The organism is Rhodococcus sp. B10 (genome assembly GCF_011770055.1).
GTDB lineage: Bacteria > Actinomycetota > Actinomycetes > Mycobacteriales > Mycobacteriaceae > Rhodococcoides > Rhodococcoides kyotonensis_B.
Map to the genome: position 1 here is coordinate 88,434 of NZ_JAAFYV010000018.1, position 11,685 is coordinate 100,118.

Consider the following 11,685-nt stretch of genomic DNA (forward strand, 5'->3'; position numbering starts at 1 on the left):
CGACAGTAGTGGGACGTAACGCATTGAGCGGTACAGGCGAAACCCCGTACACACCACCGGACATCGGAGGACCCATGAGGCAGCGGACGCAGGGACGGAGCACAGTGGTCGCGGACGACGGCACAGCCCTTGCCGTCCGCGAATCGGGCGATCCGAATGCACCGATGACGGTGATCTTCGTGCACGGTCACTGTCTCGCCAAGGAATCGTGGACCGACGTTCAGGATGAGCTCGCCGCGACGTGGGGCGACGACATCCGCATGGTCTCCTACGACCACCGCGGCCACGGCGCGTCCGGCAGCGCCGACGCATCCACGTACACGATCGAACAACTCGGCCGCGACCTCGCCGCCGTCGTCAGAACCACGGTTCCGACGGGCCGTTACGTGGTCGTCGGACATTCGATGGGCGGCATGACGGTCATGGCGTACGCGCGTCAGCAACTCGGCGAACTCGGTGATCGGCTGGTCGGCGTCGGCCTCGTCGCCACCGCCGCGTCGGGCCTGGCGGACGATGGTCTCGGGGCCTATCTGGCCCATCCGCTGGTGTCGATGTTCCAGTCCGCGGTGCGTCACGCACCGTCGGCCATGGGGCGTTCCAAGCGTCTCAGCAGGGGAATCTGCGCCCCGATCGTCCGGGCAGCAGGCTGCGGGTCCCGGCGCGTCAGTCCACGGGTCGTTGCGGTGGCCACCGCGATGCTGAACGACACGTCGGTCGTCACGATGGCCGCGTTCCTGAAGTCGCTGCACGATTTCGACGAGTCGAAGTCCATCGCCGCTCTGGCAGTCGTCCCGACGTTCGTGCTCTGCGGGTCCGACGACGTCATGACCCCGATGCGGCATTCGGAGGCGATCTCACGTCATCTCCCGGCAGCGCGCCTGGTCACCGTCGAGAAGGCCGGTCACATGGTCGTCCTCGAACGTGCACGCGAAGTTGCCGACGCGGTGGCGACGCTCGTCGAGCGCGCGATCGCCGATACCAGGACGCTAGAGATCGCGCTGTGAGATGACGCCGCTCTGCAGCGCGCGTTCGGCGAGTCGCACGCGCTTCTGATTCTGCGGAAGGTCCTCGACGCCGAACTTCGCGAACAACACTCGCAGGTGCGTTTTGACGGCGTCGACGCTGAGAAAGATCTCGGTCGCGATCTGCTGGTTCGACGACGGGTTGGCGAACGTCGCGTTGTGCTTGTACGGCCGGCACAGTGCGACGAGGACCGACCGTTGAGTGTCGGTGAGCGAGCGGGTGTTCGGCATCTCGGCGGCAATACGCGTCGCCTCGTCGCCGAGTCCGGAGAAGTCGTGGAACGTGAGCAACGAGCTGCCGATGCGGATGGTGTCGCCCTGACGCAGACTGCGTCGGCCCGTCAATCGGTCTCCGTTGACGAACGTGCCGTTGCGGGAAAGACCGTCGTCGACGACGGTCCAGTGCGTGCCCATCCATTCGATGGCCGCGTGCAGACGCGATACCTCGTGATCCTCGGGAAACGCGATGTCGGCGTGTGGTGATCTACCGACGGTGAGGCGGCTGCGATCCGGCGACAGTGTCACCTCGTGCCGCTCGCCGCCCTTGCCCTCGTATTGGAGCCGCGGATCCTCGTGTTCGCCCCCACTCACCGCTACATCCTGCTCTCCCGGACTCGGTCAGAGCAAGACGTAGCGGCGATCGCTGGCTACTTCTTGGCAGGCGGCGCGTTCAGCAGGGTGATGAACTGCTGGGCATTGGCGGCGACGGCACCGAGGCCACCGACAGCGGTTCCGGCGAGCGACGCCGTGGAGCCGAGCAGCAGTGCACCACCGATGCATCCGGCGATCGGACCTGCGCCGAACAACAGCGCCGCCGGTGCGGAGACGACGCCGGCGGCGACGGCACCGAGGAGGCATCCGCCGACGAGACCCGTTGCGGCACCGAGGAATCCACCGACGGAAGCCGTCAGACTCAGATTGTCCTTGACGCCTGCGACGGCGGCAGGCAGGTCGACCTGTTGCAGACCGGGAAGCTGCGTCGACACGGGGGTGGCAGCGGCAGGGGTGACGTCGGCCGTCAGAACGGCGTGATTGCCGTCGATGTCCGCGGCGACGGGGTGAGCGAAGCCGTCGACGGCGAGGGACAGCGGCACGGAGTCGACCAAGGCGCCGCTGGCGTCGCGGACGACCAGGTGATCGTCTTCGTTGCTGAGACTTCCGGCAGACGTGTCGACGATGACCTGGTTGCCGCTCTGCGTGACGTTCCACCCGACCGGCGCCGGAGCCGGAGCCGGGTCCGCGTAGGACGTTCCCATTGCGGTCGTCATGGCCGCGACGACCAATGCCGACGTGGCTGCGAATTTACCGATTCTCATGTTCCCCGTCTCCCGGTGAAAGTACGTACGCACCCGGTCGGGTGCGGCGCAAACGTACGGGGAGAACGGGGACCTGCACATGACCCGAACGCATCCACGGCAAGGCCGTCGCGTAAACAGCGGTGCAGAGTTACGCCAAAGGGACAGAACGGATTTGGCAACTTTCAACTAACGGTAATGAGGAGCCTACTACTTCCCACGCCGGACGTTCATCGGCCCAGGAATTTCGGAGCGCGCTTCTCCTTGCGTGCGCGTCGCGCTTCCTTCATGTCCTCGCTCGTCCACGCCGCCCCGAACGCTTCGAGCTGCTCCTGGGTGGCCTCCTCGTGCGTTCCGTCGTCGTTGAAGACCAGCTTGAGGTGGCGAAGGGCGAGCGGGGCGAGCTCGGTGATCGACGCAGCCCACTCCTGAGCGTCGGCAAGGTCGCCACGCTTGTTCGCCAAACCGCTGTAGAAGGCACGCTCGGCGTCGAGCCGCTCCCCTCCCATGAGGATCGTGCGCGCGGCACTCGACCCGGCCAGTGAGGCGAGTCGCTTGATCGTCCAGTTGTTGACGGCGATACCGAGGCGTGTCGACGGGATCTCGAAGTACGCACCGTCCGCGACGACGCGGAGGTCGCTGGCTATCGCCAACTGAGTGCCCGCGCCGACGGCCGGTCCGTTGACGGCCGCGACGATCGGGATCGGTGCGCCGTCGACCGACCGGAGCAGCAGCTCCAGTGCTCGCGGGAAGTCCGCGGCGAAATCGTCACCGCTGAGGTCGGCGCCCGCACAGAAGCTGGACCCCTGCCCGGTGAGGACGACGACCCGCGCATCCGTCGCGACCGCGTCCTCGATGCCGGCCCGCAAGGCCGTGCACAGCTCGGTGTTCAGTGCATTGCGCCGCTCGGGACGCTGAAGTTCGAGGGTGACGACAGCGCCGTCCCGTGTCTGTCCGATCATGAGTGCAGACGTTACTCATGGGTACGAACGACTGCGCTCGACGGGCTGATCTACTGGGAACCGTGATCGAGACAGACGTGGCCGTCATCGGCGCCGGGCAGGCCGGCCTTTCTGCGGGATATCACCTGCGTCGGGCGGGGCTGGCGCCCGGCGACGGGTTCGTCGTGCTCGATCGATCCCCCGAACCCGGCGGCGCATGGCAGTACCGCTGGCCGTCGTTGACGCTGAGCACGGTCAATCGCGTCCACGACCTCCCCGGCATGGAATTCGCGGACACGCTGACCGGTGAGGCCCCCGACGGCGTCGTCGCCGCCGAAGCGGTGCCCCGGTACTACCGGATCTACGAAGAGAAGTTCGACCTGCAGGTACGACGGCCCGTCACCGTCACGGTCGTCTGCGACCGCGAACCGCGCTTCCGCGTCGAGGCCGGGGACGTCGTACTGTCGGCGCGCGGCCTGATCAACGCGACCGGCACGTGGGAGAAGCCGTTCATCCCCCGCTACCGCGGCGCCGAGACCTTCCGCGGACGACAGCTGCACACCAGGGATTACAAGACGGCCGACGAGTTCGCGGGTAAGCACGTCATCGTCGTCGGCGGCGGCATCTCGGCCGTGCAATTGCTCGACGAGATCTCACTCGTCACCTCGACCACATGGGTGACGCGTCGGGAACCCGAGTTTCGTGACAGCGACTTCGGTCCCGAAGCCGGACGTGCGGCCGTGGCGATGGTCGAGGAACGCGTGCGCGCAGGCCTGCCGCCGGGCTCGGTCGTCTCGGTGACGGGTCTGCTGCTGACCGACAGGTTGAAGGCAGCGCGCGATCGCGGAGTTCTGGTGCGGCGGCCGATGTTCACCTCGGTCGAGCCCGACGGCGTCCGGTGGGACGACGGATCCTTCGTGCGCGCCGACGTCATCCTGTGGGCCACCGGATTCCGCAGTGCGCTGGACCATTTGGCGCCGCTGAGGTTGCGCGGCCACGGCGGCGGCATCGTCATGGACGGGCGGCTCGCCACCCGCGTCGCGAAGGATCACCGCGTGCATCTGCTCGGCTACGGGCCGTCGGCCAGCACGATCGGCGCGAACCGCGCGGGCAGAGCAGCGGTATCGGAGTTACTGGAGACCTTGAGCTGATTCTGGCGGGTCCGAGCCATCCCGCTCCGCGCAGGTTTCAGCAGCTGCGCACGTTGCAACCTGCGCACACGCTGGAAGGTGCGCGGCAGGGGAAGTGCCCGCCCACCCCGGTCCGCTCCGCGCAGGTTTCAGCAACTGCGCACGTTGCAACCTGCGCGCTCGCTGGAAGGTGCGCGGCAGGGGAAGTGGCCGCCCACCAGTTCCGCTCCGCGCAGGTTTCAGCAGCTGCGCACGTTGCAACCTGCGCACTCGCTGGAAGGTGCGCGGCAGGGGAAGTGGCCGCCCACCCGCTCCGCTCCGCGCAGGTTTCAGCAGCTGCGCACGTTGCAACCTGCGCGCACGCTGGAAGGTGCGCGCTCGCAAAGGGTGCGAACGACACCTACTTACTTGACACCCTGAGTACCAGATAGAAATTTCGACCAAATCGCCCACTTCTGCACTCGGTGTCAGATACGTTTCTTCTCATGTCCTCCAATTCGGACATCCTGCCGCGAAACGCACAGCGCCCCGGTGGGCCAATCGTTTTGCGCTCGTACTGTTTTCACCAACCGAACAAGGAAGTTCGACCATGGGAAAGCTCGACGGGAAAGTAGCGTTCATCACCGGCGCCGCCCGCGGACAAGGCCGCAGCCACGCCGTCAAACTCGCCCAGGAGGGCGCGGACATCATCGCGATCGACCTCTGCGAGCAGGTCGGAACCGTGGGGTTCCCGCTCGCCACCGAGGAGGATCTTGCACAGACGGTCAAGGAAGTCGAAGCGCTCGATCGTCGCATCGTCGCCACGAAAGCCGACGTCCGCGACACCGCGGCACTGAAGAAGGCCGTCGACGACGGCGTCGCAGAGCTCGGCCGACTCGACATCGTCCTCGCCAACGCCGGCATTGCCAGCTTCGCGCCGGTCGACGAACTGACCGACGAGATGTGGGACGACATGATCGACATCAATCTCACCGGCGTGTTCAAGACGGTCCGCGCGGCGTTGCCACACTTGAAGGCCGGCGGACGCGGAGGCGCGATCGTGCTGACGTCGTCGACGGCGGGCATCAAGGGCCTGGGCAACCTCGCGCACTACGTCGCCGCGAAGCACGGCGTCGTCGGCCTGGTGAAGACCTTCGCAAACGAGTTCGCGCCGTACAACATTCGGGTCAACTCGGTGCATCCGACGTCGGTGAACACCGATATGATTCACAACGAACAGACGTACAAGACGTTTCTCCCCGACAACCCGAATCCGCAGAAGGACGACGCGGCCGAGGCGTTCAAGACGCTGAACGCACTGCCGATCGAGTGGGTCGAACCTGTCGACATCTCCAACGCCATTGCATTTCTCGTCTCCGACGAGGGCCGGTACATCACCGGCGTCCAACTTCCCGTCGATGCAGGATCGGTGATCAAATGACCGGCAAACTCGAAGGCAAGGTCGCCTTCATCACTGGGGCAGCGCGCAGCCAGGGCCGCAGCCACGCCCTCAGACTCGCCCAGGAAGGCGCCGACATCATCGCCGTCGACCTGTGCGGCCCCGTCGACACCATCGAGATGTACCCGGCTGCAACGGAATCGGATCTCGAAGACACCGTGAAGCAGGTCGAGGCACTGGACCGTCGGATCGTCGCGACGAAAGCCGATGTGCGGGACAGCGTCGCGTTGAAGAAAGCCGTCGACGACGGGGTTGCCGAACTCGGCCGCCTCGACATCGTCCTCGGCAACGCGGGCGTGTTCGAGATCGCGCCCGCTCTCGACATCACCGACGACGCCTGGCGGAACATGATCGACGTCAACCTCACCGGAGTCTGGAACACGTGCAGGGTTGCACTCCCTCATCTCATCGCCGGCGGCCGCGGAGGGTCGATCGTGCTGACATCGTCGACCGCGGGTCTCAAGGGCACACCGAACACCGTGCACTACACCGCCACCAAGCACGGCGTCGTGGGCATCATGCGCACACTCGCGAACGAATTCGGGCAGCACAGCATTCGTGTCAACACCGTGCACCCGACCGGCGTCGACACGGTGATGATCCAGAACCGCAAGACGTGGGGATTGTTCGCACCCGACGATCCGAATCCGACCCGCGAGAAGGCAGAACCGATCTTCGCGACGACGAACACGTTGCCGATTCCGTGGGTCGAGCCGATCGACATCTCCAACGCCATCGCGTTCCTGGTGTCCGACGAGGCTCGATACATCACCGGCGCAACACTTCCCGTGGACGCCGGGTACACGATCAAATGACGTCGCTGATGTCGATCGCCGAGATTCGCCGCCGTATCGCGGCGAATCTCGTCGGTCGTGATTACGAACTGGATCTGGTGCTCGCCGCAGTGGCGGCCGGGCGGGACATGCTCATCGAAGGTCCGCCCGGCACCAGCAAGAGCACGCTTCTCGGTGCGATCACCGCCGAGTGGGGCATTCCGCTGCTCTTCGTCGAGGGCAATGCAGACTTGACGCCTGCGCGAATCGTCGGACACCACAACCCCGCTCGCGTTCTGCGGGAGGATTACAGCGAGGACAACTTCGTACCAGGTCCCCTCGTCGAGGCAATGCGCTCCGGCGGATTCCTGTACGTCGAGGAGTTCAACCGGGCGCCCGAGGACACGCTGAACACTCTTCTGACGGCGATGGCCGAGCGTCGCATCACGATCCCGCGCGTCGGGACGGTGCATGCGTTGCCCACGTTCCGCGTCATCGCGTCGATGAATCCGTACGACAACGTCGGAACGACGCGCCTGTCCACGAGCGTGCACGACCGCCTCTGCCGACTCGCGATCGACTATCAGGACGCCGAAGCGGAACGTGGAATCGTCGCACTCCGAACGGAATCCGACTCGCCACGACTGATTGCCGACGCCGTCGCGATCACCCGCGCGACCCGAGAACAGGACGACATCACGCAGGGCAGCAGTGTCCGCGGGGCGATCGACCTGACGCTCGTCGCTGGGCAGCTGGCCGATCTCCGGTCGGTCGCGATACCCGTCGTCACCGATATCGCGCCACCGCGCGACCTGCCGCAGGACTACCAGGCACTGATGCTCGACGCCGTCCTCGTGGCCCTGTCCGGCCGAATCCACGTCGACGAAACCGCCGATGCGACACCGGAGACGATCCTGCGTCGACTCTGGGAGGACCACTTCGTCCTGAATCCTGCTGCGGCCGCGCCTGGTTGAAGAGCCGTCGCGGCCGATTCCCCGGTGCGCAGGCCGGGGAGCAGGACGACGCCCGGATCGCTGAAACCACTGCGCCGCAAGCCGAAACAACTCGACGAATCCCCGTCCTTGTTCAAGCCCGGCGTCAGCGGCGCCGTCCTCGTCGTCGACGGCCGGAGCCGGGCAGGTAAGGCGACGGGCGAGAACAACCCGTCGGCACCCGGTTTCACCGACGAGACGGCGGAGGTGATTCCGCTGCGCGACGCGACCGAGGAGGAGTCGTCGGCCGACGCGGCCACCCGTGCTCGGGCCCGTAAGATCGCTGCCCGTCTGGCGGTGCGACGGCCACGCCGCGACGCGCGGGCTCGGCGCGGCATCGGCGATCTGACGTCGTTGCGCTACCGCGGCGGGTCCGACGAGATCGACATGGATTGCACCCTCGACATCCTGGCGGCGAATCCGCTGCCCGAGGACGACGACATCGTCGTGCGGGAACGTCTGCACACCAAGCGCTCGATCGTGCTCGTCGTCGACATCTCCGGATCGATGAAGGGTGAGCGGGTCAGGACGGCCGCGGCGACCGTCGGCGCGTTGGCGGGCGAGTTGAACCAGGACAACCTGGCGGTCGTCGCATTCTGGTCCGACGCCGCCGTCCTCACGCGCTTCGGCGATCCGATGACGCCGCTCGGCATTCTCGACACCATTCTGCGCATTCCGGCTCAGGGGCTCACCAACGTGCAGTTCGCCCTCGACACCGCGGCCGGACTGCTGCGCGGGACGTCGTCGCGTGATGCGCGTGTCGTGCTGCTGTCCGACTGCGTCCACAACGCCGGACCCGACCCGCGGTACATCGCCGCGTCGATCCCGCGTCTCGACGTCCTGCTCGACACGTCCGGTGAGAACGACCTCGATCTGGGACGCGATCTGGCGCGTCTCGGGCACGGACGGATCCGCATGGTCCGCACGTACCGCGACGTCGGGTCCGCTCTGAGCGCGTTCTTCTGACACCGTTTCAGAAAGCTGCAAGAACCCTCCAAGTCGCTCCGGCCAGTGTGTGCACACCACACCCGAAGGAGCACCATCATGAGCACTCTGCTCGGAAGACTCGGCGCACTGTGCGCCGCACACCCTTGGCGAACGATCACGGTCTGGGTCGTACTGCTGGTGTCCACGCTCGCCGCTGCAGGCGCGTTCGGCGGCCAGATGCAGGACGACTATCACGTCGACGGACTCGAATCCGTCGCGGGCAGCGACCTGCTGGCCGAACGGTTTCCGGACATGGCAGGAACCGACGCCCGCGTCGTCGTCCACGATCCCGACGGTCTCGACCAGGCCGATCTGGCCGGCCTCGGCAGTCGACTCCGCGATCTCGACGGCGTCGGAACGGTAGCGCCCCCGCGGATGTCCTCGGACGGCGACACCGCGCTGATCGCCGTCCAGTACTCCGTTCCGGTGACCGACTTCGCCGGGACCGAGGGCATCGATGCACTGCGGACGGCGACGGCACCGCTCGAACGCGAGGGCGTGCAGGTCGAACTCGGCGGGCAGGTGGCCGAGAACATCAGCGCTCCGAGTGGCGTCGCCGAAGCAGTCGGCATCGTCGTCGCGCTGGCCATTCTGTTGGTGGCGTTCGGATCGGTCGTCGCGGCGGGGCTCCCGATCGCGGTGGCGATCGTCGGAGTCGGGATCGGAACGGGAATCATCGCGTTGCTGTCGGCCGTCACCGAGATCGGCCCCATGGCCCCGACGATCGCGACGATGGTCGGCATCGGCGTCGGCATCGATTACGCGTTGCTGCTCGTCACCCGTTTCGCCGACGGTCTTCGATCGGGCCTCTCCCGGACGGAGTCTGCAGCACAGGCCAATTCGACGGCAGGCGTCTCCGTCGTGTTCGCCGGTACGACGGTTCTGCTGTGCCTGCTCGGCCTGCGCCTCGCCGGCGTGCCCGTCTACGCGTCGATGGGGTATGCGACGCTGGCCGTCGTCGGCGCCGTGATGCTGACGTCGGTCACTCTGGTGCCTGCACTGTGCGCGCTTGCCGGCCCGCGCGTTCTGGGCAGAAAGGTGCGGTCCACGGTGGGCCCGTCCCGAACCGAGCGGTGGGCACGCATGGTGTGTCGCAGACCGGTGGCGTGGGCAGTATCGGCACTGGTACTGATGGCTATCCTGGCCGCACCCGTGCTCGACATGCGACTGTGGCCGCAGAACGCAGGAACGCAGCCGACGTCGAACACGACCCGAGTGGCCTACGACCTGATCGACGCCGAATACGGTCCAGGCGCCAACGGGCCGTTCACGCTGGCCGTCGATCTGACAACGGTCGACATCGACTCCCTGACAATGCGATTGGCCGACGAGCCGGGAATCGCCACGGTGATGCCGCCGATGGTCAACGCAGTGGGAGACACGGCGATCGTCGTGATCGAGCCGACGACGGGACCCGCCGACGAAGCGACCACCGAATTGCTCGACCGGCTACGCTCCGACGTCGCAGGCGACGGCGTCGTCGTCACCGGTGTGACCCCGATCTTCGCGGACATCACCGACAAACTCGCCGACCGGATCTGGCTCGTCGTCGCGTTCGTCGTGGCTCTGTCGGTCGTGTTGCTGACCGCGGTGTTCCGTTCGATCGTCGTATCACTGAAAGCCGCGGCGATGAATCTACTGTCGGTGGCCGCGGCATACGGCGTCATGGTCGCAATCTTCCAATGGGGCTGGGGCACAGAACTGTTGGGGCTTCCGCACGCAGTACCGGTGTCGAGCTGGGTACCGATTCTGATGTTCACGATTCTGTTCGGACTCTCGATGGACTACGAGGTCTTTCTGCTCTCGCGCGTCCGTGAACTGTGGCTGCGCTCCGGAGACGCTCATTCCTCGGTCGTCGACGGCGTCGCCTCGACCGGACGCGTCATCACCAGCGCGGCAGCGATCATGGTCGCGGTGTTCCTCGGCTTCGCGATGGACGCCGACGTGACGGTCAAGATGATGGGCGTCGGACTCGCGACGGCGGTGTTCCTCGACGCCACCGTGGTACGCATGGTGCTCGTCCCGGCGACGATGACGCTTCTCGGACAATGGAATTGGTGGACGCCTATGAGTCCGCGAACCCGGGTCACTCCGCAGGCTGCGGTCCCGCACCCAGCTGCTCGACCACATACTTCGCAAGAGCACCCAACCGAGCCCGCTCCGGCATACGCGTCGGAACATCGAGAGCGTCCAACGGCGCCGAGGTGACCGGTCCGACGCAGATCGCGACGACGGGACCCCGTAGCGCAGTGAGGAATTCGTCGAGAAGTCCGTTGTCCTTGGCCGTCGACAACATCGATGCGACGGCCGGGGCGCTGGTGAAGGTGACGGCGTCGACGTCGTGGTTCAGGATCTCGGTCAGAAGGTCGATCAGCGGCTGCTGATCGACCGGCCGAATCCAGCGATAGACGGGGATAGCGCGAACGTCGGCGCCGAGTCTGCCCAGAGCCTCGCTGAGGTGGATCGTCGGCTCCCACTCGGTGATGGTGCCGTGCAACTGGACGGCGACGTCGACGCCCGCAACGCCTTCCGCTGCGAGATGATCGGCGACTTCCTGGGATGCCTCGGTCGTCGGCGACCAGATCTCGCGGAGACCGGCGCCGCGAATGGCGCCGCGTGCCTTGGGGCCTCGCGCGATGATGCGCGTGGACCCGAGGGCCGCCAGAAGTTCCTCACGGTTGTCCCAGCCCTCGGCCGCGTCGAGCCAGCCGCGGAAACCGATACCGGTACTGATGACCGTCAGTTCGGGAGGGCGTTCGATGAAGTCGGCGGTCTTCTCACGGAGATCCGAGTCGTCGAGAAGAGGGAGAACGTGAATCGCGGGGACGTGCACGGTCCGCGCGCCGCGGCGTTCGAGCAGCGCGGCGAACTCGTCCGCCCGCCGTTCGGCGGTCAGCGCGATCGTCTTCCCCGACAGTGGAGCCATGCCGGAAAGAATAGGCGCTCCGCGCCTGTGCGTGCATAGTCGGACTCCTGCCCATGTCCAGTCCATAGACATATGAGAGTCGTATGTCTACGGACATGTGAGACACGCTTGCTGGCGTCGTAGGTGTGGGGCACCTGAATCGGCTAGGGAAGATTCCATGGCCAGAACGGGTGCGCGCCTC

Annotated in this window: 10 protein-coding genes and 1 pseudogene; 7 read left to right on the forward strand and 4 right to left on the reverse strand. The window is 66.3% G+C overall.

What is annotated here, in order from left to right; translation table 11 throughout:
• Positions 1-74: 74 nt before the first annotated feature.
• Positions 75-1,004 (forward strand): alpha/beta hydrolase, encoded by a 930-nt coding sequence (locus tag RhoFasB10_RS13905; protein WP_167676843.1) that lies wholly within the window; start codon positions 75-77, stop codon positions 1,002-1,004.
• Here the strand turns inward: RhoFasB10_RS13905 and RhoFasB10_RS13910 are convergent.
• The 3 genes from RhoFasB10_RS13910 to RhoFasB10_RS13920 form a co-directional block, all read right to left on the reverse strand.
• Entirely contained in the window at positions 987-1,613 is a 627-nt protein-coding gene (locus RhoFasB10_RS13910) for an FHA domain-containing protein (RefSeq protein ID WP_068424629.1), read from the reverse strand. The two genes, RhoFasB10_RS13905 and RhoFasB10_RS13910, sit on opposite strands and share 18 nt — an antisense overlap.
• 56 nt (positions 1,614-1,669) lie before the next feature.
• Positions 1,670-2,338, reverse strand: a complete 669-nt coding sequence (locus tag RhoFasB10_RS13915; protein WP_068424631.1) for a hypothetical protein — start codon at positions 2,336-2,338, stop codon at positions 1,670-1,672.
• A 209-nt stretch (positions 2,339-2,547) separates the two neighbouring features.
• The gene (locus RhoFasB10_RS13920) at positions 2,548-3,279 is read right to left on the reverse strand and encodes an enoyl-CoA hydratase (protein ID WP_068424634.1); all 732 of its coding nucleotides are present in this window, start codon (positions 3,277-3,279) and stop codon (positions 2,548-2,550) included.
• Between the two features lie 17 nt (positions 3,280-3,296).
• Between RhoFasB10_RS13920 and RhoFasB10_RS13925 the strand changes: the two genes are divergently transcribed.
• From RhoFasB10_RS13925 to RhoFasB10_RS13950, 6 genes and pseudogenes are all read left to right on the forward strand, one after another.
• Positions 3,297-4,409 carry an NAD(P)-binding domain-containing protein gene (locus RhoFasB10_RS13925; protein ID WP_167676844.1) on the forward strand — a complete coding sequence of 371 codons (1,113 nt, stop codon included), beginning with the start codon at positions 3,297-3,299 and terminating at the stop codon, positions 4,407-4,409.
• A gap of 568 nt (positions 4,410-4,977) precedes the next feature.
• Positions 4,978-5,808 carry a mycofactocin-coupled SDR family oxidoreductase gene (locus RhoFasB10_RS13930; RefSeq protein ID WP_167676846.1) on the forward strand — a complete coding sequence of 277 codons (831 nt, stop codon included), beginning with the start codon at positions 4,978-4,980 and terminating at the stop codon, positions 5,806-5,808.
• Entirely contained in the window at positions 5,805-6,641 is an 837-nt protein-coding gene (locus RhoFasB10_RS13935; RefSeq protein WP_167676848.1) for a mycofactocin-coupled SDR family oxidoreductase, read from the forward strand. Before RhoFasB10_RS13930 ends, RhoFasB10_RS13935 begins: the two co-directional genes overlap by 4 nt.
• Positions 6,638-7,573: a MoxR family ATPase gene (locus RhoFasB10_RS13940; protein WP_167676850.1), complete on the forward strand. Its 936-nt coding sequence runs from the start codon at positions 6,638-6,640 to the stop codon at positions 7,571-7,573. The genes RhoFasB10_RS13935 and RhoFasB10_RS13940 overlap by 4 nt, the downstream gene beginning before the upstream one ends.
• A 69-nt stretch (positions 7,574-7,642) precedes the next feature.
• Entirely contained in the window at positions 7,643-8,557 is a 915-nt protein-coding gene (locus RhoFasB10_RS13945) for a VWA domain-containing protein (RefSeq protein ID WP_167676862.1), read from the forward strand.
• A 198-nt stretch (positions 8,558-8,755) separates the two neighbouring features.
• A pseudogene (locus RhoFasB10_RS13950) lies at positions 8,756-10,636 on the forward strand (MMPL family transporter); the annotation flags it as partial.
• A 28-nt stretch (positions 10,637-10,664) separates the two neighbouring features.
• Here RhoFasB10_RS13950 and RhoFasB10_RS26335 read toward each other — a convergent pair.
• Positions 10,665-11,504 carry a uroporphyrinogen-III synthase gene (locus RhoFasB10_RS26335; RefSeq protein ID WP_240931090.1) on the reverse strand — a complete coding sequence of 280 codons (840 nt, stop codon included), beginning with the start codon at positions 11,502-11,504 and terminating at the stop codon, positions 10,665-10,667.
• Positions 11,505-11,685 lie beyond the last annotated feature (181 nt).